Origin of the sequence: Bacteroides sp. D22 (genome assembly GCF_000163675.1) — a bacterium.
Lineage (GTDB): Bacteria > Bacteroidota > Bacteroidia > Bacteroidales > Bacteroidaceae > Bacteroides > Bacteroides xylanisolvens.
This window is the reverse complement of sequence record NZ_GG774813.1, coordinates 122,439-146,071: the sequence shown is the minus strand read 5'-3', so window position 1 is coordinate 146,071 and position 23,633 is coordinate 122,439. Positions and strand designations below refer to the sequence as shown.

General features: G+C 42.7%; 17 protein-coding genes and 1 pseudogene. 6 read left to right on the top strand and 12 right to left on the bottom strand.

Translation table 11 applies throughout. The features are described 5' to 3' along the window. A pseudogene (locus HMPREF0106_RS26185) lies at positions 1-253 on the top strand (IS110 family transposase); the annotation flags it as partial. A gap of 208 nt (positions 254-461) precedes the next feature. Here the strand turns inward: HMPREF0106_RS26185 and HMPREF0106_RS07480 are convergent. Continuing rightward, positions 462-1,643, bottom strand: a complete 1,182-nt coding sequence (locus tag HMPREF0106_RS07480; protein ID WP_009040560.1) for an acyltransferase — start codon at positions 1,641-1,643, stop codon at positions 462-464. A 65-nt stretch (positions 1,644-1,708) separates the two neighbouring features. Continuing rightward, positions 1,709-2,242 (bottom strand): Crp/Fnr family transcriptional regulator, encoded by a 534-nt coding sequence (locus HMPREF0106_RS07485; RefSeq protein WP_008645828.1) that lies wholly within the window; start codon positions 2,240-2,242, stop codon positions 1,709-1,711. Between the two features lie 304 nt (positions 2,243-2,546). Here HMPREF0106_RS07485 and HMPREF0106_RS07490 point away from each other — a divergent pair, with 304 nt between their 5' ends. Continuing rightward, entirely contained in the window at positions 2,547-2,780 is a 234-nt protein-coding gene (locus tag HMPREF0106_RS07490) for a PspC domain-containing protein (RefSeq protein ID WP_004316218.1), read from the top strand. 92 nt (positions 2,781-2,872) lie between these two features. On the opposite strand, the gene HMPREF0106_RS07495 is transcribed toward HMPREF0106_RS07490, so the two are convergent. Further along, the gene (locus HMPREF0106_RS07495; RefSeq protein WP_009040559.1) at positions 2,873-4,738 is read right to left on the bottom strand and encodes a DNA polymerase III subunit gamma/tau; all 1,866 of its coding nucleotides are present in this window, start codon (positions 4,736-4,738) and stop codon (positions 2,873-2,875) included. A 233-nt stretch (positions 4,739-4,971) separates the two neighbouring features. Between HMPREF0106_RS07495 and HMPREF0106_RS07500 the strand changes: the two genes are divergently transcribed. Together HMPREF0106_RS07500 and HMPREF0106_RS07505 are read left to right on the top strand one after the other, a co-directional pair. Then, complete coding sequence (locus HMPREF0106_RS07500; RefSeq protein ID WP_004316220.1) at positions 4,972-5,268, top strand: FtsB family cell division protein; 297 nt, start codon at positions 4,972-4,974, stop codon at positions 5,266-5,268. Between the two features lie 3 nt (positions 5,269-5,271). Further along, a complete protein-coding gene (locus tag HMPREF0106_RS07505) occupies positions 5,272-5,613 on the top strand; it encodes a hypothetical protein (protein WP_004316221.1) in 342 nt (113 codons plus the stop codon). A 114-nt stretch (positions 5,614-5,727) separates the two neighbouring features. Here the strand turns inward: HMPREF0106_RS07505 and HMPREF0106_RS07510 are convergent, their stop codons facing one another. Continuing rightward, positions 5,728-6,330 carry an OmpH family outer membrane protein gene (locus HMPREF0106_RS07510; RefSeq protein ID WP_008771479.1) on the bottom strand — a complete coding sequence of 201 codons (603 nt, stop codon included), beginning with the start codon at positions 6,328-6,330 and terminating at the stop codon, positions 5,728-5,730. Positions 6,331-6,357: 27 nt separating this feature from the next. After that, positions 6,358-6,591, bottom strand: coding sequence for a hypothetical protein (locus HMPREF0106_RS07515; protein WP_008026083.1), 234 nt, complete (start codon positions 6,589-6,591; stop codon positions 6,358-6,360). A 133-nt stretch (positions 6,592-6,724) separates the two neighbouring features. On the opposite strand from HMPREF0106_RS07515, the gene HMPREF0106_RS07520 reads away from it, so the two are divergent. Continuing rightward, positions 6,725-8,185, top strand: coding sequence for an aminoacyl-histidine dipeptidase (locus HMPREF0106_RS07520; protein WP_008645824.1), 1,461 nt, complete (start codon positions 6,725-6,727; stop codon positions 8,183-8,185). Beyond that, positions 8,166-9,383, top strand: a complete 1,218-nt coding sequence (locus HMPREF0106_RS07525) for an endonuclease (RefSeq protein WP_008645821.1) — start codon at positions 8,166-8,168, stop codon at positions 9,381-9,383. Before HMPREF0106_RS07520 ends, HMPREF0106_RS07525 begins: the two co-directional genes overlap by 20 nt. 78 nt (positions 9,384-9,461) lie before the next feature. Here HMPREF0106_RS07525 and HMPREF0106_RS07530 read toward each other — a convergent pair whose 3' ends face one another. The 7 genes from HMPREF0106_RS07530 to HMPREF0106_RS07560 form a co-directional block, all read right to left on the bottom strand. After that, positions 9,462-11,072 (bottom strand): ATP-binding protein, encoded by a 1,611-nt coding sequence (locus HMPREF0106_RS07530; protein ID WP_004316226.1) that lies wholly within the window; start codon positions 11,070-11,072, stop codon positions 9,462-9,464. Positions 11,073-11,168: 96 nt separating this feature from the next. After that, complete coding sequence (locus HMPREF0106_RS07535) at positions 11,169-12,344, bottom strand: mechanosensitive ion channel family protein (RefSeq protein WP_008017581.1); 1,176 nt, start codon at positions 12,342-12,344, stop codon at positions 11,169-11,171. A gap of 140 nt (positions 12,345-12,484) precedes the next feature. Beyond that, on the bottom strand, positions 12,485-14,302 hold the full coding sequence (locus tag HMPREF0106_RS07540; protein WP_009040557.1) for an alpha-L-fucosidase: 1,818 nt from the start codon (positions 14,300-14,302) through the stop codon (positions 12,485-12,487). 144 nt (positions 14,303-14,446) lie between these two features. Next, positions 14,447-17,536, bottom strand: coding sequence for a glycoside hydrolase family 2 TIM barrel-domain containing protein (locus HMPREF0106_RS07545; protein ID WP_009040556.1), 3,090 nt, complete (start codon positions 17,534-17,536; stop codon positions 14,447-14,449). 69 nt (positions 17,537-17,605) lie between these two features. Then, the gene (locus HMPREF0106_RS07550; protein ID WP_009040555.1) at positions 17,606-19,930 is read right to left on the bottom strand and encodes a glycoside hydrolase family 20 protein; all 2,325 of its coding nucleotides are present in this window, start codon (positions 19,928-19,930) and stop codon (positions 17,606-17,608) included. Positions 19,931-19,948: 18 nt separating this feature from the next. Beyond that, the gene (locus tag HMPREF0106_RS07555) at positions 19,949-21,532 is read right to left on the bottom strand and encodes a sulfatase (protein ID WP_009040554.1); all 1,584 of its coding nucleotides are present in this window, start codon (positions 21,530-21,532) and stop codon (positions 19,949-19,951) included. A gap of 271 nt (positions 21,533-21,803) precedes the next feature. Then, positions 21,804-23,618: a RagB/SusD family nutrient uptake outer membrane protein gene (locus HMPREF0106_RS07560; protein WP_008026069.1), complete on the bottom strand. Its 1,815-nt coding sequence runs from the start codon at positions 23,616-23,618 to the stop codon at positions 21,804-21,806. Positions 23,619-23,633 lie beyond the last annotated feature (15 nt).

Sequence of the window (23,633 nt, the reverse complement as noted above, 5' to 3'; positions counted from 1 at the left end):
GGGAACAAGTATTAAAGGTAAAACAAGGGTTTATCCCACGGGAGCAAAACTATTGAAAGCGGATCTTTCACAAGCTGCTAATTCAGCGATTGTATGGGATAAGGAAATGAAAGAGTATTATGAAAGGAAAAGGAAGGAAGGGAAAGCTTATGGAGTAGTGCTAAATGCAGTCAAGTTTAAACTAGTAGGAAGAATGTTTGCTGTGGTCAAAAGGGGAACACCCTTTGTGGAGTTAATGACTTACAAAAAGTAAACGGACTGAAATAGCCCGTTTAATTTCTTTAACTGTTTTTTATAGGCCTATTATTTGCATAGGTCTTAGAATTCCGTGTCCTCTGTGGTGAAAACCGTGCAAGAATGAATCTATTTTAAGAATGTGATTGCCCCAAATCACTCCCCTTAATTTTCGGACTGCTCCCTTTTTTCTTTTATCTGTTTTACATTTATGTAGCAAAACTAAACTATCCCATTATCCATTTCGCAGCCTTAGGCAACACTTTGTAGAATAATGCAACTATACACCACGATACTATAAACACAAATAAAGCTGTCGCTGGAATACGCATGAATATAGGTAAATCAATTCTGTCAATTGCTAAATAACCTATTCCTACAGCAAAATAATGTACCATATAGATGCCCAGTCCACATTTTGTTATATTCTTTAAGGCTGATATAATTAAGGGAGACGTTACCTTTACTTTTTGAATTAATAAATACCAGGCAACCGTCATTAAAAAGACATTGGGCGAACAGTATAAAAAGAATAATTCCATTTGGCGCTCTGTAATATCAGGTTGTGAAGTCATATTCCTGAATCCATAATACGTTATGGCATAACCGACACTAAAAAGAATAAGAGATAAAACAACAGTCTTTTTCATCGACAACTTGTTTCTGTCTTTCAAATAATAGCCTAAAAGCAGATAACCGCTAAAACCTGAAAAATAATATAAAGTGCCATAGTCATTCCAAGCACAAGTACCTCCTATATAGCTGGATATATATTCTTGGCAATAAGGCAGAAATAAGGTGATAAACCAAACGGATAAGAATATTTTCATTTGTTTCTCTGTTGCTTGTTTCAGCCATGCAGAAAAAAAAGGCATATACAAATATAATCCTATCAACATATATATGTACCATAAAGGAACTGTATATGTATTGAAGTTAAAAGGAATCATAAGAATATTATGCAAGCAACTATCCCAAGTTTGACTTGGAGACTCTCCTGCATACGCAAACATTTCAGACAAAACAGAATTATCCAGCCCTAAAATACCCGTAAACCACGGAAACAAGTTATATAATAAAGACCATACAATAAAAGGGACTATTACACGAAGCATCCTTTTTTTATAAAATTGTCCGATTTCCTGTTCTACCGGTAATAATAACATTCCTGTCAACATCACAAACAACGGTACGCACGGACGCAAGAAAGCTCCATAAATACTCCCCCATAAGTTATACTCCGGATTTAAACGAGCTTCAGGAGAAACATTGAAAGGGTCTGAACAATGGATACAGATGACCATTAAAATGGCTATCACACGAATTAAATCAGCCCATACTATATGATTCACATTTTTCATTTGGTATTCAATTTTTTCAATTGCAAAGTTAGGACAATGGTATGACATTTTTTTTAAACTACTTAAAAAAGCAGAATAAAGTAATGCGAAGGAAGGGAAACGAAACAACCCTATTATTTAATCTTGTTCCTCAAATGGCACAACGTAACTTGAGAGATGCCTAAAAAAGATGCAATATAACCCAAATTTACTCTTTGGAAGAGATCCGGACGTGTTTGCAACAATTCTATATATCGTTCTTCCGCTGACTTATACAGTCTTGAAATTAAACGCTTTTCATTCATTATAAAAGCCTCTTGATGCAAAATCCTTGACCAGTTCGCTATTTCTATATTAGTCTGATACAGCTTTTCTAAATCTTTTATCGGCACGGCATATAATACCGTATTTTCCAATAACTGAACAACTTCATATTCGTACCCTTGTTGGTTCCCATAAAAATTGTTCGTCGAAAAAACGATATCTCCTTCTGTACTAAACCATGAGGTGAGTTCTTTGTCGTTAATTACACAATATGAGCGTGCTATACCTTTTTCAATGAAATAAAAGTTTTTATCGTTCTGGAAAGAGGACGTTAGGATATGTTTTTTGGGCAGTTCCAATAAAGAGCTATGAGCAAACAGTTCATTTATGGAACTATTGCTCATGTTTGACTTGGCTTTAAGTGAGTTTATCGTATTACGCATCATTTGACTTTCACAACGCTTATTTACTCTTTCCTGTTTTTTATTAAGCGGCTACAAAAATACAAAAATGCTCCTATAATAAATAAACAAGCTGCATTTTTATATATCGCCCAGATTAACATTTATGGATTGCTCCCCTTGCCTTTCCGTTGTTGTTTCATGACCGGGTATCCATACTTTTCTGCTATAATCTGCCGATTTTATTCGATTATCCCAATGATATTCTTTATATTTGTATAGTATTCGCACTAAAACAAAGTACATCATGGAAAATGAAAAGAAACTAACCCGTTCTTCCAACCGAATGATCGCAGGTGTATGCGCCGGAATAGCCGAATATTTCGGATGGGACCCTACCTTATTAAGAATAGTGTATATACTGGCTACATTCTTCACTGCTTTCGCCGGAGTAATCATATATATAATCCTGTGGATTGTCATGCCGGGAAAAAGACCTTCAGACGGATACGAAGACCGTATGAATCAACGTTTACATTAAATCAAAAGTATAGACCATATTTTCATACCAGTATCCGATATAGATAAAAGCCTTCGTTCCTGGAAGATGGTAATCCGATAGAAATAAGTACATTAGTATAGCTCCAGTCCGAACTCATCTTTCAGCTGCATCAACGCCTGATTCTTTTGAGCCATCATCTGGAATTTCTCGACACGTCCCACAGGACGTATTGTTTCCGTAGCCTCACTTACCCGCACTGTCATCACCACTTTGCTGTTTTTCAGCCTACCACGAAGATAACTCTGCAATTCAGGAATCAAAGCTGTAAAATCCTTTGCAGCAAACTCATTATCAACTACCACTTCAAAAGTCGTTGAGTTATTAAGCAATACCGGACGGAGCATCTGCATACGTTTAGTAAGAGCATCCTGTTCTTTCGGCAACTGACCAGCATATTCCTGCCAGTAATAATTCAAATCCCGGTCATTGAAAATAAAATCTTCTTCCGGTTGCTGTACTCTGGGAACATGAGTGGTAACTGTATTCTGCGTTGTCTGATCGCGCTGCGGATTCTTGATAGACACGCCCAAACTAGACATCTTCATCACCGGAATTTTCCGTTCTTCCTTGACAGTCGGGGCAACTCCCGCTCCTTGCGACGGAGCAGACGAAGCCGCACCAGAAGAAGCCGATGCTCCCGGTTGCGCTGCCGCAGATACTTGCGGATGCCGGGCAGTAGTGCCATTAACAGCCTGTGTTGTTACTGAAGACGGAGACGTATGAAGGGAAGCCTGCTGAACCTGGGTTGCAGAAGCGACCTGCGGCTGCTGAGCTGCGGCAGGCTGTGTGAATATGGGTTTTATGGTCTTCGTAGGGCCACGCCCACCACTCACGTCATCCCCCTCGGTGGTAAGCTGTGCAACCTGTATCAAGGTCAGTTCTACCAGCAAACGCTTATTTTTGCTGATGCGGTAATTCAAATCACACTCATTACAAAGCTTCATAGCCCGGTACAAGAAAGGTAGCGGACATTTCTGCGCCTGTTCCTGATAGCGTTGGCGTATGCTCGCTCCCACTTCCAGTAAAGGCAATGTCACCGGGTCTTTCCCCACCAACAGGTCACGGAAATGAGACGATAATCCGGTAATAAAATGACTTCCGTCAAAGCCTTTATTCAAAATATCATTGAAAAGCAACAAAGCATCACTTACCTTGTTTTCGAGGAAACAATCCGTCAGACGGAAATAATATTCATAATCAAGAACGTTCAGATTATCAATCACACTCTTATAGGTGATATTTCCTCCGGTAAAACTTACAACCTGGTCGAAGATAGACAAAGCATCACGCATACCACCGTCTGCCTTCATAGCTATCACGTTCAGTGCTTCCGGCTCCGCCGTGATACCTTCTTTCGAAGCAACATACGACAGATGATTCACCGTATCTTCCACGCTTATCCGGTTAAAGTCATAAATCTGACAACGGGAAAGAATGGTAGGGAGAATCTTATGCTTCTCCGTCGTAGCCAGGATAAAGATAGCATGACGGGGAGGTTCTTCCAGCGTTTTCAGGAACGCATTGAAAGCAGATGCCGAAAGCATGTGCACCTCGTCGATGATATATACCTTATACTTACCAATCTGCGGCGGGATGCGTACTTGCTCCACCAACTGGCGAATGTCATCTACCGAGTTGTTGGAAGCAGCATCGAGTTCGTGAATATTATATGATCGCTGTTCGTTGAAAGCTACACATGACTCACACTGATTGCAAGCCTCTCCGTCGGCAGTAGGCGTCATACAATTGATGGTTTTGGCAAAGATACGCGCACAAGTGGTCTTTCCTACCCCACGTGGTCCGCAAAACAAATAAGCATGAGCCAGCTTTTGGGTAGCAATTGCATTTTTCAGCGTAGTAGTCAACGCCCGCTGTCCTACCACCGATTCGAACGTGGACGGACGGTACTTACGGGCTGAAACAATATAGTTTTCCATATCCGGGATTCTCTCTGTTTTTTTGAATTTTCGCTTACTCTGCAAAAACAGTGCAAATGAGAGCAGAGTCAAGCTAGCTTGAACTATGCCGAGTGAAGCCTGTTTTCGCTTACTCTGCAAATGTACACAAAAAAAGTGAGATGTAATAAGGGATAAAGAGAGAAGTTTTGAAGCTAAAGCGATAAGTTTTTAAGTTATTAGTTTTATCTTTGCGGATATTAAAAGGAGAAATTATGGGTAAACTAATCAGTATCTGGAGTTTCATACGCAGACGAAAGTATCTCATTACGGTCGTTGCGTTTGCTGTTATCATTGGCTTTCTGGACGAGAACAGCCTGGTTCGTCGTTTCGGATATGAACGGGAGATTAGCCAGTTGAAAGAAGAGATAGAAAAGTACCGGGCAGATTACGAAGAGAATACCAAGCGTCTCAACGAAATAACGACCAATCCGGACGCCATCGAGCAAATCGCCCGTGAAAAGTATCTGATGAAGAAACCCAACGAAGATATTTACGTTTTTGAAGATTAAAGAATGAAACAATTAGTACCCGCCCTTTTCGTCGTAGGCGCTATCATGGCTCTCACCGGAGCTGCTGTATTTATCACCGGATGGATCTATGCTCCTTACATATATACTATCGGAGCCGGACTTTTCGCTTTGGCACAAGTGAACACGCCTGTCAAAGGAAAAGGCAAAACACTGAAACGCCTACGCGTTCAGCAGATATTCGGAGCATTGGCGCTGATCCTGACTGGAGCCTTTATGTTTACCACCCGAGGCAATGAATGGATTGCCTGCCTCACGATTGCTGCTATCCTCGAACTTTACACTGCTTTCCGTATTCCGCAGGAAGAAGAAAAAGAAAGGGCATAAAAAAAGCCTGTTCATAGCTTTACAGTCTTGAACAGGCGGAAATCGAAAAAAATATTGAATAACGTTCCGTCCTTTTTATCAGGAAACGGAACGTTTATTTTTTATCCTTCACTATTATTTCTTCACAGGTGAATATCTTGCATTCAACCCGTCAACAATTTCTTTTGTGATATTAAAAGCGCTGTCAGCATAAAGCAGGTTATCAAACCCAGTGTTGCTGAAAATCAGGCTATATCCGTGAGTCTTATTATATTCTTTCAAGAAAGCGTTGATAGAATCGCGGAATTGCAAGCTGTTCTTGTTGTTCTCTTCCATCAAACCATTCTGAAGTTTGTTGCTCAACTCTTGCAAATCTTGTTCCAACTTCACCAGACGGTTGTATTCTTGCTGCGCTCTATCTTGTGACAGGAAAGCATTGTTTTCTACTTTCTTCTGGAAATCTTGTTTTTCCTTGTTCAAAGAGGTAGCCTTCTGATTCAATGTCATGCGAACGTTCTCGCTCTTCTTTACCATCGCCTCATTCAAGTCAATACAGAAATTGTATTTGGCAAGCAGCGTATCTATTTCAACATAGGCAATTTTCATTCCTGACAGTTCGGCATTAGCCTGTGCCGGAGTACTTGTAGTTTGATTGTCAGTTTTGCCAGCACATTGTGAAAATAAAACGATAAACGCAAGAGCAGCCAAACCGTTCATGAGGTAGTTCATTCTATTCATAATTAATAAGTATTGTTTTTAATAAATTTAATTCATACTATCGTTCAAGGCTTTTTCCAACTCATCAATAGAAAAACGTGGTTTCTTTTGTGCTTCGCGATCCTGCGACTGTGCGCATCCGATTCCTTTCTGACGCAACGTTTTATTCCCGCTCACATGACCATTTGGGAATTTTCCACCCTTCGTAAAGAATACTTTCACCCCTAATAATACCAGGGAAATAGCAACTATTAACAAAGTTATCAGTATAGTCTCAACCATTTCTATTAATTTTGTGAGTGCAAAGATAGGCTTTAATGAGATATGAGTTCAGATAAGTCAATCAAATTAACCATATTTAGCAATAGAAGAAGCGAAAACAGCTCTTCTATTCCTATTATAAAATAAAAACAGCATGGAAAAAAAAGACTTAAAGCCGGCTGGCGTATTCAAGTATTTCGAAGAAATCTGCCAAGTGCCACGCCCTTCAAAGAAGGAAGAGAAAATGATTGCCTACCTGAAGGCATTCGGAGCAAAACATAACCTGGAAACTAAGGTGGACGAAGCCGGCAACGTATTGATTAAAAAACCCGCTACTCCGGGAAAAGAAAATCTTCAAACCGTCGTATTGCAATCACATATCGACATGGTGTGCGAAAAGAACAATGACGTTCAACATGACTTCCTCACCGATCCCATCGAAACGGAAATTGACGGTGAATGGCTGAAAGCCAAAGGCACTACCCTCGGAGCCGACAACGGTATCGGTGTAGCTACCGAACTGGCTATTCTGGCTGACGACAGCATTGAACATGGTCCGTTGGAATGTCTGTTTACAGTAGACGAAGAAACGGGGCTTACCGGAGCTTTCGCCCTGCAGGAAGGCTTTATGAGCGGTGATATTCTTCTGAACCTCGATTCGGAAGATGAAGGGGAAATCTTTATCGGCTGTGCCGGAGGCATTGACTCCGTTGCAGAATTTACATATAAAGAGGTGGAAATTCCTGCCGGATATTTCTTCTTCAAAGTGGAAGTGAAAGGTTTGAAAGGTGGTCACTCCGGTGGTGATATTCATTTGGGACGGGGAAATGCCAACAAAATACTGAACCGTTTCCTTTCCCGCATGGCTGCCAGACACGATCTGTACCTCTGTGAAATCAACGGTGGTAATCTGCGCAACGCTATTCCCCGCGAGGCATACACTATCTGTGCTGTTCCCGAAGATGCCAAACATGATGTCCGCACCGAACTGAATATCTTCACCAGCGAAATGGAAGACGAATTATCCGTTGTAGAGCCCGACTTAAAGTTGGTTCTCGAATCGGAAACTCCCCGCAAGACGGCTATCGACCAGGATACCACTACCCGTTTATTAAAAGCTCTGTATGCAGCTCCTCACGGTGTATACGCCATGAGCCAGGATATTCCCGGACTGGTGGAAACTTCTACCAACCTGGCATCTGTCAAGATGAAGCCGAATCATGTCATCCGCATTGAAACTAGTCAGCGGAGCTCGATACTATCCGCACGCAACGATATGGCGAACACGGTTCGTGCTGTATTCCAACTGGCGGGAGCCAATGTTACGTTTGGCGAGGGTTATCCGGGATGGAAACCGAATCCCCACTCGGCTATCCTCGAAGTGGCTGTTGAATCTTACAAGCGTCTGTTTGGTGTAGACGCGAAAGTTAAAGCCATCCATGCAGGATTGGAATGTGGTCTGTTCCTTGATAAATATCCAACGCTGGATATGATTTCTTTCGGACCGACACTGACAGGTGTTCACTCTCCTGACGAACGAATGCTTATTCCTACCGTTGAGAAATTCTGGAAACATCTATTGGATATCTTGGCACATGTTCCTGCCAAGAAATAACAGACAGATAAGTCAACATAAAGAAGAGTATGGTAACAGTGAAAAGAGAGTAGCTGTTGCCATGCTCTTTTTTGCAATGAATTTAATAGCTGTAAGTTTCTTTGCTCCTTCTTATGCTATCGCACAAGATTCTCACGAAGGACAAGGCTATCACGACACACAAGTCCCCTCTCAACAAGAAAGAATCCCTTTCCGCGTTGTAAGTTGGAACATAGAAAACCAGTTTGATACACACCACGACAGTTTGAAGAACGATCATGAATTTCTTCCCGACGCGATGCGTCATTGGAATTATAGCAGATATAAAAAAAAGCTGGTTGACGTTGCCCGTGTAATTACTGCTATTGGCGAATGGAGTCCGCCTGCATTAGTCGGATTATGTGAAGTAGAAAATGATACAGTGCTTCGTGACCTGACCCGCCGTTCTCCTTTAAAAGAGCTTAGTTATCGTTATGTAATGACCAACTCCCCTGATTTAAGAGGAATTGACGTAGCCTTGCTTTATCAACGGGATTTATTCAAACTATTATCTTCCCGTTCCATTTCCATCCCTCCGTTGAAGCAATACCGCCCGACAAGAGATTTGCTACACGTCAGCGGACTTCTACTGACGGGAGATACCCTCGACGTATTTGTCTGCCACCTCCCCAGCCGTTCGGGTGGAGCCAAAGAATCGGAATCCTATCGCTTATATGCAGCTCACATTCTGCGTATGGAAGTTGATAGCATTATGAGCATTCGTTCTCTTCCGCAAGTCATTATTATGGGGGATTTCAACGATTACCCGACGAATCAATCTATTCAGAAAATACTGGAAGCCGAAGCACCTCCTGTTACTACCAATAACCTAGCCTCAACAACCGGCTCCACCAATTTCTCAACAGTTGCCCCCTCCTCATTAAAACTATATCACCTACTCGCCCGGAAAGCTAAATCAAAAGACTTCGGTTCTTACAAATATCGTGGTGAATGGGGATTACTCGATCACTTGATTGTATCAGGCACTCTATTAAATCAATCAAATCACTTTTTCACCAGCGAAGAAAAAGCAAATGTATGCCTTCTCCCCTTTTTACTGAAAGATGACGAAAAATATGGTGATAAAGAACCTTTCCGCACTTATAAGGGGATGAAGTATCAAGGCGGTGTCAGCGACCATTTACCTATTTATGCAGACTTCGAGCTGATTTTATATTAATAAAGTACCGTCTCGTTAGTTCTTTCTATAATAATGAATGAACAACAAATATATCTTGGAAAATAATTATGATATTTCTCATACGATAGAAACTTCTTCCCAGTCTTCTACTGTCCGTGTGACAGATGAGAAGTTCACTCCGATGCAAATCACTTTTCGTTTGTCTGCCAGATAAGGCTTGGCGTAGCCAGTCTTCTCTATTTGTTCCAGAGCTTCCTGTGCTGTTCCATCCATTTTGAATTCAAAGATATAGACGTAATCCTCCATCTCCAGCGTACAATCCACCCGTCCGTAGCTTTGGCGGTCCTCGCAATGGATGGCGGTGCAATATACGCCTATCAGTCGAAGCAATAGATAAAAAGTGTATTGAAAATGCTTTTCTGTTATATCTATATCTTTCAACGAGCCGTGGGAGTCATAGGGAATACTTGCCAAAAAAGAGGTGAGGGAACGGCGGAACGCATCTGTATCACCGCGTTCAAGGTCCATCACGGCATCTGTTATCCAACTCGTCACTTCTTTACTCTTCGGCTTCATATAATTGGCTGCTAATACAGACAAGAATCCCTTCCGTACTTCGTTGTTTGGGAAATCGAGCAGATAGGTTCCCATTTTTTTATTATATTCCTTGATTGTGAGGTATCCGCTTTGAAAAATCATTGGTAGGGGCTGTTCCACATCCGCTTTGTAGTCTATAAACATAGTTGGGTCGTAGAATTTTCCTGTTAGTTCATTCATCTGTTCGCGACTGTGTTGTAGCAGACGTATCAAATAAGTCGGGGTACCGGTGGCGAACCAGTAGTCACGGATTTCATTCATATCAAAGGCATTAAGTATGCTAAACGGATTATAGATGGCGGCCATGTTCGTACTAAAATGATAGCCATCGTACTGCCGTTTCAACCAGTCCTTCATTTCCTCCACCGTACATTCGTATTTAGTTGCCAATCGCGAGATGGGTTCTGCGAAGTATTTCTCCAATTCTTCCTGAGTGATTCCGCATAGTGATTCGTAGCGTTCATCCATACTAATGTCTTTTGGTTGGTTGAAGCCACTGAACACACTTACTTGCGAAAATTTCGTAACTCCCGTCAACAGTACGAATTTCAAGTATTCGTCAGCTCCTTTGAAGGTGGAATAAAAAGATTTCAGAATTTCCCTGTGATGGTCTTCAAGCAAAAGTTTCTCTCCTACATGGTTGCAGGTGTAAGTTCCGGTATCCAACACATCGAGAATTGGTTTGTCATATTCATCAATCAGTACTACCGCACGCTGCCCTGTCCGTTCATAAGCACGGCGGAGCAGTTCCTTGAAGCGGTCACCTGTGGTAGTATAGTTCAGATTTTTGCCATAGATGTCTTCCCAATTGCCTAAATACCCTTCGATAGTTGCTTCGAGCACTCCCGGTTGGGTGTATGGCCCACCGTTAAAGTCAATGCGGAAAATAGGATATTGCAACCAGTCTTTTTCAAGGTCAGCAATTGCCAGTCCGTCGAAAAGTTCTTTCCGCCCCTGAAAATAACAGGCAAGTGTACTCACCAACAGACTCTTCCCAAAACGACGGGGACGACTCAAGAAATAGATTGAACCCGTTTGCACAAGGTTGTAAACTAAGGCAGTCTTGTCTACATAAACAAAACCGTCTTCACGAAGGCGGTCAAAGCTCTGTATTCCAATAGGATATTTCATCTTTTTATCGGCTTTTTATGAATCACTAGACGAAGATACGTGAAAACAGGCATAAATACAAACGATTCCGGACATTATAAAACGAATTTTGTTATATTAATCCGAATACTGATAAACCTTCAAGTCAAACTTGGGAACCATTGCCAGCAAATGGTCGAAGATGTCCGACTGGATACGTTCGTATTCTTTCCAAACTTTGTTTCGGGAGAAGAAGTAAACTTGAATAGGTACTCCATACATCGTGGCTTCTTTCTGGCTGATAATCAAGTCCAAATCTTGATTCACCACAGGCAAGCTGCACAAATAACGCTCGATATATACACGATAAACCTGGGAATTGGTAGGTACTACACCTTCTTCAGGCTGATAATCCGCCATCAAAGGGATTTCCTTCCGATAACGGTCGAGCATTTCGGGCGTACAGAATTGGAGCGTAGTCAAATCCAGGGTTATATTCTTCATTACCCTTCGTCCTCCTGATTGCACCATTCCCCGCCAGTTCTGGAAAGGGCTGCTGACCAAGGTATAAGGGGGAACGGTAGAAATCGTATTATCGAAATTCTGAATCTTGACTGTATTCAGAGTAATCTCCTGCACTGTGCCATTGGCAGCACCGGAAGGAAGCGTTATCCAGTCGCCCGGACGAACCATATCATTGGCGGAAAGCTGGATCCCCGCCACAAATCCTAGTATGGAATCCTTGAATACCAGCATCAGTATGGCGGCCGAAGCCCCTAATCCCGCAAACAAACTGGCTGGGGACTTATTCACAATAATGGCAATGATAATGATTCCACCGACAAAGAACAGAAGCACCTGCAACACCTGAATGAATCCTTTCATCGGACGGTTCTTCATTGACTCCTTCCCGTCGTAGATATCCATTATCATCAATAGAATCCCATTAATGGCCAACAGCAAAGAAAAGATTATGTAAACGGCACAAGCTTTCTGGGAAATAAGCAATAAGTCCTTGCCACGAATAAAAGCCATTGGCAGTAAAGAATAAACCAGAAAAGCCGGAACCGTATGAATCAGGTTGTGAAACACTTTGCGCTTCATCAGCAACGTATTCCAAAGGTGCGGTTTCCGACGGGTGTACCGCTTCATTCCTCCTATAAGAATCGCCTGGCAGAGATAATTCAGACCGATAGCAATTGCTATCATCAGCACAGCAATAATAGTCTCATCAAAACGGTCGGCAACTGTCGGGTCTATTCCCCAATCTATCAGGATTTTGTTCATCCATTTTCCTAAATCTAGTACAAGCATAACTTCTATCCTTTTTTATTAATAACAGCAAAAGATTCATTTGGTTTAGAAAAAAAGACTGGCGTCCGATTCACAAGAAATCGGGACTGCCAGTCTTCACTGCTATTCTCTAAGCATATCTTTCAGCGATAACAATCCCATCAGGGAGTTGTTATCACTCCTATTTCATCCATTCCTACTTTCGCGGTTGTTGCGGTAGGTGTAGTAGCCTCCAACTTAATATAACACGCCTGTACTTTCTGGCCGAAAGTGACCGTTTGCGGCAGCGGGTTGTGCATGATATTACTGAACTCACCATTGGCAGGAACTTCTTTCCAGTGCTTTCCGTCCATGCTCACAAAGAATTTATAACGGAAAGCCATCGTCGGTTTCGCTTCCGCTTTCGAAGGGGCATAAGTAAAGCTGGCTAATGTCACCGATTTGCCCAAGTCAATCGTCAATGGAGAATCAGCGACTTGTTTCCAGCCGGCACGAGGCAGATTATTCCAATCTTCACCCTGAACCACTTCCTGCAAAGGAGCTGCATAATAAGCGGCCACTTGGTTAATATGAGCAGTCAGACGACATTCGTCAATCTTCACCCGTAACTGACTGGCTTTCACGACCGGGAAACGCAGCATACGTTTATATCCGATTGTCGTACCCTTGCCTACTTCTTTCCAACCGTTATCAGTCAAAGCCTCTACAACGAAAGACTCCACTCTCTGTCCTTTTGTGATATCTTCCTGAAGCATCACTAAGTTAATTTCCGAACCCGGTTCCAAAGAATAAACGGCTTCACTGCCCGAAATGGCATTCCAGTAGTTTCTCCCTTTCTTCACCCGGTTATCGGCAAATATCTGTTCACGGTAAGCTGCAAATTCCTCCAGACGATTCACGTCCGCTTCATTAATCAAGCCTTTGCGGTCGGGCGGTATATTCAATAAAAGCACGGAGTTATATCCTACCGACTGGAAATAAATATCCGATAAATGTTTCAAAGACTTCACTTTACCATCTTCCTCCGCATGATAGAACCATCCCGGACGGATAGATACATCCACTTCAGAAGGATACCAGAATAATTCCGTAGCTTTCTCCAATATCTTACGACTTCCCAAATCCTCTGCTTTACCGAAAACACCCAAGCGTTTGTTATTCTCTTGCGAACGGGTGTATATACCGGGAGTAAGCACAGTTGCAGTCCATTCCGTTTCGCGTCCCAGCCCTCTTTCATTTCCTACCCAACGGACATCGTCTCCCATAATCGCCATTACTGCTTTCGGTTGAAGGCGTTGGATGGTTTTATAGAAAGCGTCCCAGTCATACACTTGTTTTTTTCCGTTCGGGCCTTCCCCATTCGCTCCGTCGAACCATACCTCGTGCACTTCACCATAATTGGTGAGCAATTCTGTCAATTGACGGACAAAAAATTCATTGTAACGGGGAGAGTCTCCATAACATTCCGCATTCCGATCCCACGGAGAAAGATAGACGCCGAACTTCATATCATATTTATCGCAGGCTTTCCGAAGTTCTTTTACGACATCCCCCTGTCCGTTCTTCCAAGGAGAAGAGGCTACAGAATGTTTCGTTGTAGCTGTAGGCCACAGGCAGAAACCGTCGTGATGCTTTGCGGTCAGAATAACCATTTTGAAACCTGCATTTTTCAAACTCTTCACCCATTGTCCAGCATCGAGTTCTGAAGGATTAAAGAGTGCAGGGTCTTCTTTTCCGTCTCCCCATTCACGTCCGGTAAAAGTGTTGATGCCAAAATGAAGGAAAGCGGTCAGTTCCATTTGTTGCCAGGCATATTGTTGCGGAGTGGGTACCAACCGCGCTGCCATATCGACTTTCTGTTCGAGCGTTGCATCTTGAGGAAATTCAACATGCTTCACGTAGTAGTTTTCTTTTTTCTGTGCCTGCACTCCACCGATGAGGGTAGAAGACAATAAGAGAGAGAGTAGTAGTTTATTCATAGCCTATAAATTATTGCAGTTTTACAAAAATAAAATAAAGGTACGGATTTCACGATTCTCTTGGAATACTTTCTTACGATATTCCATTCAATCAGTGTAACCCCCACCTTTATATATAATCTAAATGACCTATTAATTTAGTATCTATTTCACCGGATAAAGGGTAAATTCAAAACTCTGTTTCTTTAATGTAACCAAGTATTGCGGTAACACTCCGGGACCACAAGTAGCCGTTCCCACGCCTGCCTGTTCGGCATCCAGATGCACTGTCAGCAATCCATCACGTTCCAGTTCATTGATATGGCGGGCCTTCTCTAATAATACATCCGAGAAAGGAATCATACTAAACTGGAAAGCACGATTTGATTCTACAAAGAGGCCTTCGCCGGAAGTATTTGCCAACTTCGCCCAACGTACATCGGTGCGGTTGCCCGTAGATTGCGGAGCAACATAATAATGAAACATCCGTTCCGGTGTGGTCTGATATACACCGATTTTGCCGGACTGATTGCGGTCAATGTATGTTTCATTCTCTCCACGTCCGAGGTAAGAAACCTGATCGTAGGTGTTCGATACACGGAATGTCAGTCCCAGGCGTGCCATTGATTTCACGATGGTCGTGTCGGGCTGGAAAGTAGTAAGAACTTTCAGCGCACCGTTTTTATCCAATGAATAAACAAAGTCGGCAGTTCCTATCTTTTGCGCTTTCGCATTTAGAATTTCCACCCGGGCAGTGGTCGAAGTCTTGCCCTCTTTCAGTGAAACGACCTTTTGGGTCAGATTATCCAATCCTGCATTACGCCACAGGCGTGCACCGTTCTTATCCCGGTTGTCATTATCCGTTGCCGGGCGGAAAAGGCTCAATGTCAGCGGAGCAGCTAATAATTCTTTGCCATTCAGGTTCAATGAAGTCAGCGCCCCTGTTTGCTTGTCAACAGTGAAAGTCGTTTCACCTGCTTTTTGCGGACGGTAGCCTGTGTAATTCTTATTACCGGCAAACACGAACTGATCGTATGCCACTTCCCAGTCCTTATCGATCATTGAAGATGCTTCACGACGCATCCAGCTGATATTCAGATAAGCCTCACGAATTGTATTCGGAAGTTTGACAGCGCCTAAAGCTACATCTACGGTAGCGTGCGGTGCACAATCAATCGTTTTCGTACCTTCTGCCAAGATCTTGCCATTGTCTGCCGTCACATTCCAGTTCAGTACATACTCATTCAGATTAGAGAAGTCATACCAGTTCTTGACACGAATAGTCAGATTCTTTTGATCTGCCAAAGTCGCTTTTATATTCTGATATACTTTCTTTACCTCAAGCAAATGCGGATGCGGTTCACGATTGGCGCCTACCAAACCGTTACAGCAGAAGTTACCGAAACTTGGAATTCCTTCCGGCCCGTAATCACCGCCATACGTCCAATACCATTTACCGTTTTTATCTATTTCGCGGAATGACTGGTCCACCCAGTCCCAAACGCAGCCACCTTGTGCCATCGGATTGTTTTCAAATACATCCCAGTATTCTTTCAGTCCGCCGCAACTGTTGCCCATCGCGTGCAGGTATTCACAAAGAATAAAAGGACGGTAGATGTCTTTCTTCACAAGATATGCTTTGATGTCGTCCACACTGCGGTACATACGGCAGTAAATATCCGTATTATAGTTCAATTCGGCACGTTCGTATTGCACAGGACGAGTGTTTTCTACCGATTTCAGCCAGTCGTAGGTACGCTCGAAGTTGATTCCGTTGCCGGCTTCATTTCCCAACGACCAGATAACGATAGCGGGATGATTCTTGGAACGTTCGTACATCCGGTGGGTGCGGTCCATGTGCGCGGTCAGCCAGGTAGTGTCTTTGGCAAGAGAAGCAGCCCCATATCCCATGCCGTGGGATTCGATATTTGCCTCATCAATCATGTATAATCCGTAGCGGTCGCAAAGCTGATACCAGTAAGGGTGAGTCGGATAATGCGAGTTACGCACCATGTTGATATTGTGCTGTTTCATCAGTTTGATGTCCAGTTCCATCAGTTCCTTGCTCACGGTACGTCCCAGCTGGGAGTGTTCGTGGCGGTTGGTTCCTTTCACCAATACCGGAACACCGTTGATGCAGAAACGTCCGTCTTTGATTTCCGATGTACGGAAGCCGACTTCGCAACCCGTCAGTTCGGTGACCTTGCCTTGTTCATCTTTCAGTTCGAGTATCAATGTGTAAAGATGAGGATGCTCTGCACTCCAAGCCTTTACATCAGGTAGATTCTTTTCATCAAACGTGATAAGATTGCTCAATCCACGGGATTTTATCCGGATGGCATCCTGCAGGACAGCTTTGCCTTCGGCGTCTTTCAGGGTGTAAGCAATAGAAGTGGCTCCAGGTGTAATAGAAGGTCCCTCTACGGTCACTTCAAGTCCGAAAATTCCATCTTTGTATTTCTCTTTGTCCAAAGATGCATTCAGTTTGTAGTCGGCAATGTACTGTTTAGGGGTGCTGTAAAGATACACATCACGTTCGATACCACTCAAACGCCACATATCCTGACATTCCAGATAAGCACCCGCACTCCATCGGTACACTTCCAAAGCAACCACATTTTCGCCTTCATTGAGGACATCAGTAATATCCCATTCGGCAGCTGTCTTTGATCCCTGATTGTATCCAAGCAATTTTCCATTCACCCATACATAATAGAAAGAGATGACCCCTTCACAACAAAGTACTACCCGGCGTCCTTTCCAGTCGGCAGGCACTTTGAAGGTACGGCGGTATGAGCCGACTTCATTTTCCGCATGCGGTACCAGTGGCGGATTCTTCTTGAAGTTGAACATTTTATCGTCAAATTCATACGTTTCGTTGACATAGATAGCTGTGCCATAACCCTGACATTCCCAGTTGCCGGGCACATTGATGTCCGCCCATCCTCCTGTGTAATAAGAAGATTGGTAAAAGTCCTTCGGACGATTATCGGGATTCTTCACCCAATGAAATTTCCACTTTCCGTTCAGACTCATATAAAAAGGAGACTGTTCATACCCTCCCGGCTTTTCAATGTCGGAAGCGTTGGCATAAGGCCATACGTATGTGTGAGGAGCGAGTTTGTTCAGTCCCACCGCATACTGGCTCTGCCATTCGGGTAACGGTTGTTGCTGCGCTAACGTGAAAGTAGTGGCAGCCAGTACTGCTGATAAGATTAAAGAAGTTCGTTTCTTAAAGCTAATGTTCATAAGCATGTCATCATAATTAGTTTATACAAGATTGTTTTACAAAGCACCTAATTGCTATTTTTAACTACTTGATTACTATTCTATAATCACTTCATCAAAATAGACTCTCGCTTCCTGACCGGGGCGGACATGCTCGTCGGGACATACCCCTGCACCTTCTGCCGTCACCCGGACATAACGAGCAGATACTCCGCCCATGTCTATCGAATAGTCATTTCTGAAAGTTCCTTCCTGATAGATTTCTTCCGGAGAAAAATTCAATTCTCCTATGGCATGGTAGGTACGATTATCATCAGAAACTTCTACGCGAATCATTTTCGGTTTGTGCGCTCCCATTCCATAATTCGTAATGCAACCAATGGTTAATTTATTCAGTTTTTCCTGACTCTGCAAATCTATTGTGAAAGAGATAGAATCATTCCGGATCCAGTTACACCATTCAAAATCAGTATATTTCAGGCTTCCCCGCAATCCATTGACTAATAACATTTCGTTCTTCTTATTGTCAAGCAAAGGTTTTGCCGTAGCTTTGTTCCATGTGAGTGGCAACTCTAAGGTTTCTCCCATTTGCTTGCCGTTCATAAAGGTAGCGGCTTTCACCATTTGCGTTTTCGTCACACAGATAGGTCCGTCGTAACGATGAGAAGACATTGCCGGATTACTCCCATTCAGTGTATAATAAATTTCCACATCCGGACGGATACATTCCAAACTCACTTCCAGATGTCCGTCCACTGGTGTCACCGTCTGTTGTATGTTATACATTGAGCGGGCATAAACAATTCCTTTTTCTGCAATATGCGAATTGTATACATCCATTCGTTTCAAAAATCCAGTCCAGTCCTTCGTTCCTGCAGCTGTCCAAGCCACTTCTGCCAAGGCAGCCAGACGAGGGAACAAAAGATAATCCACATCTTCCGGTTTATTACAGAATTCCGTCCACATACAGGCCTGTATCCCCATTAGCAATGATTCGTATTCCGGTTTCCAGTCTTTTTGTACAGGTTCGTAATCAAAAACATCTTTTAGGGTATTGTTACCAAAATACGTTACCGGTTCAAACCATTGCGGTCCCTGATAGCGAATCAGGTACATGATACGCGCCGGAGTCATGATGAAACGATGTCCTTTTTCAGCAGCTTTCAGGGCAGCCGTTCCCATTCCCTGCCAACCGAGAATAATGGACTCTTCGGGAAGAAAAGAGCTGTTTGTCAATTCATCCCAGCCAATCACCTCGCGTCCTTTCTTACGCAGATAATCACTGATACGCTTCATGAAATAACCTTGCAAGTCTTCCTCATTGGCTAAATGCTGCTTTCTCATCCGTTTCTGACAAAGCGGACATTTTTCCCAGTTCGTCTTTCGCGCTTCATCTCCTCCGACATGAATATAGCGGGAAGGGAAAAGTGCCAGAATTTCGTCAAAGACATCCTGCAAGAATGTAAATACGCTATCATTTCCCGCACAGTAGATAATCTCGGAATTTCGTCCTCCCAAGCCGGGAAGTACACCGATAAAGTCTTTCACAACCGGACAAGCAAACTGGGGATAAGCAGCCAAAGCAGCGTTACTGTGTGCCGGTACATCTATTTCCGGAATGACTTCTATTTGTCTGTCGGCAGCATAAGCTACAATTTCCCGAATCTCCTCCTGTGTATAGAAACCACCTATCGGAGTAAGCTCTCCACGCTTCGGGTTACGGCGTGAGTGAAAAGGTACATCTGTACGGTCTACTCTCCACGCTCCTACTTCCGTCAAACGAGGATATTTCTTTATTTCAATCCGCCAGCCGTTATCGTCCGTCAGATGAAAATGAAGTTTGTTTATTTTCAACATCGCCATACAGTCGATGATTCGCAGTACGTTCTCTTTGGGAATAAAGCAACGTACCGGGTCCAAAAGTAATCCTCTGAAACCAAAACGGGGCTCATCCCGAACTATCATTGCGGGAACGTTCCAAGCGATATTCTGTACCGGTTGCTCTGATTCTATGGCAGCAGGCAGGAGTTGGCGGATAGATTGCAGGGCATAGAAGAAACCCTTTGTATCCGAAGCTTTAATGAGTATCTGTTGCGGTGTAATCTCCAACAGATATGCTTCGGGTTTAAAAGAAGAATCCGTCACGAAACGGACTTGTCCTTCTTTGCTGCCGACATTCAAAGCCGGAGTTATTCCGGCAGCACGGGTAAACAAGTCGATAAAATTGCGGGCAATCGCAGCTTGCCCCTGATTTTCTACCGCAAATGCCGTTTTTGCAGAAAAGGTGAAGTTACCACTACCCGGCACAATCTGTGTCGGGCGTGGTACTATTGAAATTAAAGGGGATGTTAAGTTATCAGCCTGCAAGAACACTGTCAGTGGAGAAAGCAGTATGAGAATGATTAAGATGTATCTTTTCATGGTGTATATACGTTGCTGTTATTCCTTGTCTCTTTCCGGTGAGAAGCGGACAGGGTCATTGTATTGCTCCTGAAGTTTCAGCATTTCTTCTTTCAGTTCTTTCACTACCGGTTCGTATTCTGGTTGTCCGTAGAGGTTGTGCATTTCCGACGGGTCTGCCTGCAAGTCGTAGAGTTCCCACCAGTTGATATCATTATAGAAATGAATCAATTTATAGCGGTCTGTACGTACCCCGTAATGGCGTTTTACCATGTGTTCGGCAGGATATTCGTAGAAATGATAGTAGAGAGCTTTCCGCCAGTCTTTCGGATGTTCGTCTTTCAGTAAAGGAACGAGGGATACACCTTGGATATCAGAAGGAATCTCTGCTCCTGCCAATTCGAGGAAGGTGGGTGCATAGTCTATATTCTGTACCATTTCTGTGATATCACCCCTGCGGTCGAATCCTTTCGGCAGACGCATGATAAGCGGTGTACGCATGGATTCTTCGTACATGAAGCGTTTATCAAACCAACCGTGTTCGCCCATGTAGAATCCTTGGTCGGAAGTATAGACGACAAGTGTGTTATCCAGCAAGCCTTTCTCTTTCAGATAGTCGAGTACACGACCAACATTGTCGTCCAGTGATTTTACGGTCTTCATATAGTCACGCATGTAACGCTGGAATTTCCAATTGGCAAGTTCCTTGCCTTGCAGGTTCTGCCTGTAGAAATCATCTATAATCGGCGTGTAGAATTTGTCCCATGCAGCACGTTGACCTTCGTCCATACGTCCGATATACTTCTCATATAAGGATTTCAGACGGGTGTTTTTATCAGGACGAAGCATTTTGAGGTCATAAATCATGTCCATGTCCTTCACAATGCTCATCTCTTGCGCGGCAGCGGCGGGACGTCCTTCATAATCGTCAAAGAAATTATCCGGTAGCGGAAAGGTTTTATCTTCGTACAAAGCCAGATTGCAAGTATCCGCCAACCAATTACGGTGAATTGCCTTGTGGTGAATCAAAAGGCAGAAAGGTTTTTCCGGATTGCGTTTGTTTTCTATCCAGTCAATGGCGTCATCGGTAATAAGATTCGTGATGTATCCATGTTTTTGAATAGTGTCATTGTTTTGTGTGATGAAATCCGGGTTGTAGTAGTCTCCTTGTCCGGGAACAATCTGCCAGTAATCAAAGCCGGAAGGCAAGCTTTCAAGATGCCATTTACCCACCAATGCTGTCTGATAACCGATTTTCTGCAACAGTTTCGGAAAAGTTTGTTGCGAACTGTCGAATACGCAAGTGGTATTATCATAGAATTTATTGGCACAACTATGTTTGCCCGTTATCATGCAGGCACGGCTGGGGCCGCTTAAAGAATTGGCAACAAAGCTTTGAGTAAAACGTACACCGTCAGCAGCAATGCGGTCGAGGTTGGGGGTTTCCATGTAGCGTGTGTCGTAACAGCTCATCATTTGAGCTGTGTGGTCGTCTGTCATAATGTAGACGATATTCAAAGGGAGTTGCTCCGCAGGCCTTTGCTTGTTTGAGCAGGAAGCAAGGGAAGCTACGGCAGCTATTCCTGCTAAAGGAAAGAATAAGTTTGATTGCAGTTTTTCCATAAAACAACTTTATATTAGATTGTAGTGACAAAGGTAGAGACCTGTCAACAAAATCCATGTTCACAAATAACCAATTAATTTCCAATATTCTCCATTTTTGTCTGTTTCAGAAGGAAAAATGGCAAAAACACTATTTACAACTCATTTCCAATCCAGCAAATCCAAGAAAATATATACAATGATTTCTATTTATATAAAGAAAACCCGAATGAAAAGCAGAAACACTCCTCCTCTGCATTCGGGAAAAAACAACTTGTTATAACTACTATTTTTAATAGCCGAAGTTATTTTTTGTAATAGCTATATTAGTATTCATTTCATCACGCGGAATAGGGAACAACAAATTCTTTTTCAAGAAAGTCTCATCATTCAAATTTCCATTATTGTAAATACGTTCACCCCAGACTCCCGTTGCATTGGGATTATTCTCCTGCCACTTTTTAGTTATTGAGTGATTATTATTCACAGTAAGTGCTTTTTTCAAATATTCAGTTCCACGCAAGCGCATCATTTGATACATTTCAGTTTCACCGGCACCTTCAAAAAGTCTTTCAAAGAATATCTTTTCACGTACTTGATCTTTTGTTAATGTTGACTCCCATTTGGCTGGTTGTGTCGAAACCTTAGCTCCCGACTTACGTGCACGCGCCAACACGAGATCTACTGTATTAATTGCATCGTCTTTTCTATCCAATTCATTATAGACATCAGCCAACATCAATAATAAATCTGCATAACGATATAAAATTAGATTTTTATGACTGGCAATACCTGCCATATTCATATCAAAAGCTTTTGCAAAATGAGGCCATGCCGCTCTTTCTCCTGTCCTACCCGCCGCAGTACATACATTCAAAAAATCTTTCAATCCTTTACGATATTTCTCATCAAATTTGGTTTCATCATTCGTGATAGCCAAAATTTCATCCGCGCTCGGATTCTCTTTATTAGTCAATAACTCATAAGGAATTCTACCAACTAACAACTTGTTATTTTTCCAACCGGCAGGTTTTATACCGCTATCATAAGTGAAATAAGGATATTCATAGGTAGAGTCACGGGCAGACGGCACAGGCTCTACTTGAGCTACAGGTCCGATATTGTTTGTACATTTTCTCCATTTTGCCATAAATGTAGTCTCAATACGAGGATCTCCCCAATAGGTTCCCGCAAAGAAATCATAAAAAGCTTTCGTACACTTCACTCTATGGAAACTTTTACCATAAGATGATGCAGCAGGATTAAAAACCCAAGATCCCCTATTAAAAGAAGACAACTCACCATTCACCTGAAATCCCAGTTGAAATATAGATTCTTTAGAACCTTTAATCTTATCAACAAATAAATTAGAAAATTTCGATTCCAAATCATATTTACCTTTCACTCCTTCAAAATAGGTCTTTGCTTTTTCCCAAGCTGTAGCATCACCCAAACAACCTAAAGTATGATACAACTTACCTAAATATGCTTCTGCAGTCCATTTCGTTGGAAATCCATCAGAATTCGTTTCCGGCAAATATTTTGAAGCAAATTCCAAGTCACTTCGTACAACATCCAACACCTCTAAACGCGAGGAACGAGGTACAGCTACGCCGTCATGAGAAGAAGGAGTTGTCTTCAAGGGTACATCTCCCCAACATATTGCAAGGTTATAATAAGACAAGGCACGCAAGAAATGAGCCTCTGCAGCCATTTCGTCTTTATCCTCCAAAGAAGTACTTTCTACGTTGGCTATAAATGCATTCGTTTCATTAATTACTTTATACATTACATACCATGCATTTGTCAACAGATCATCTGTATAGTCACATTGCAGCCATCCACACATATCATTTGTACCCCCATTAGTCTGTGCCCATCCGAAACCACTATATCGTACCGGAATTTCTTGCCAATGCTGACCATATCCTCCACTAGTCAATGCAAAATAACCATAGCATCCATATAATGCTGCACGTGCCTTTTCAGAAGTAGAAAACTGAATTTGTGTATTCAAAGTATATTGCGGGTCTTCATCTAACCACGATTCACAAGAAGCCAATAATAAGCAGCTTGCTAATAAAAATATATAGGTAAATTTCTTCATTTTCATAATCATTTA

Coding starts and splice junctions, on each gene's coding strand:
- HMPREF0106_RS07480 (WP_009040560.1), bottom strand. CDS start 1,643: ATGTCATACCATTGTCCTAACTTTGCAATTGAAAAAATTGAATACCAA.
- HMPREF0106_RS07485 (WP_008645828.1), bottom strand. CDS start 2,242: ATGAGCAATAGTTCCATAAATGAACTGTTTGCTCATAGCTCTTTATTG.
- HMPREF0106_RS07490 (WP_004316218.1), top strand. CDS start 2,547: ATGGAAAATGAAAAGAAACTAACCCGTTCTTCCAACCGAATGATCGCA.
- HMPREF0106_RS07495 (WP_009040559.1), bottom strand. CDS start 4,738: ATGGAAAACTATATTGTTTCAGCCCGTAAGTACCGTCCGTCCACGTTC.
- HMPREF0106_RS07500 (WP_004316220.1), top strand. CDS start 4,972: ATGGGTAAACTAATCAGTATCTGGAGTTTCATACGCAGACGAAAGTAT.
- HMPREF0106_RS07505 (WP_004316221.1), top strand. CDS start 5,272: ATGAAACAATTAGTACCCGCCCTTTTCGTCGTAGGCGCTATCATGGCT.
- HMPREF0106_RS07510 (WP_008771479.1), bottom strand. CDS start 6,330: ATGAATAGAATGAACTACCTCATGAACGGTTTGGCTGCTCTTGCGTTT.
- HMPREF0106_RS07515 (WP_008026083.1), bottom strand. CDS start 6,591: ATGGTTGAGACTATACTGATAACTTTGTTAATAGTTGCTATTTCCCTG.
- HMPREF0106_RS07520 (WP_008645824.1), top strand. CDS start 6,725: ATGGAAAAAAAAGACTTAAAGCCGGCTGGCGTATTCAAGTATTTCGAA.
- HMPREF0106_RS07525 (WP_008645821.1), top strand. CDS start 8,166: ATGTTCCTGCCAAGAAATAACAGACAGATAAGTCAACATAAAGAAGAG.
- HMPREF0106_RS07530 (WP_004316226.1), bottom strand. CDS start 11,072: ATGAAATATCCTATTGGAATACAGAGCTTTGACCGCCTTCGTGAAGAC.
- HMPREF0106_RS07535 (WP_008017581.1), bottom strand. CDS start 12,344: ATGCTTGTACTAGATTTAGGAAAATGGATGAACAAAATCCTGATAGAT.
- HMPREF0106_RS07540 (WP_009040557.1), bottom strand. CDS start 14,302: ATGAATAAACTACTACTCTCTCTCTTATTGTCTTCTACCCTCATCGGT.
- HMPREF0106_RS07545 (WP_009040556.1), bottom strand. CDS start 17,536: ATGCTTATGAACATTAGCTTTAAGAAACGAACTTCTTTAATCTTATCA.
- HMPREF0106_RS07550 (WP_009040555.1), bottom strand. CDS start 19,930: ATGAAAAGATACATCTTAATCATTCTCATACTGCTTTCTCCACTGACA.
- HMPREF0106_RS07555 (WP_009040554.1), bottom strand. CDS start 21,532: ATGGAAAAACTGCAATCAAACTTATTCTTTCCTTTAGCAGGAATAGCT.
- HMPREF0106_RS07560 (WP_008026069.1), bottom strand. CDS start 23,618: ATGAAGAAATTTACCTATATATTTTTATTAGCAAGCTGCTTATTATTG.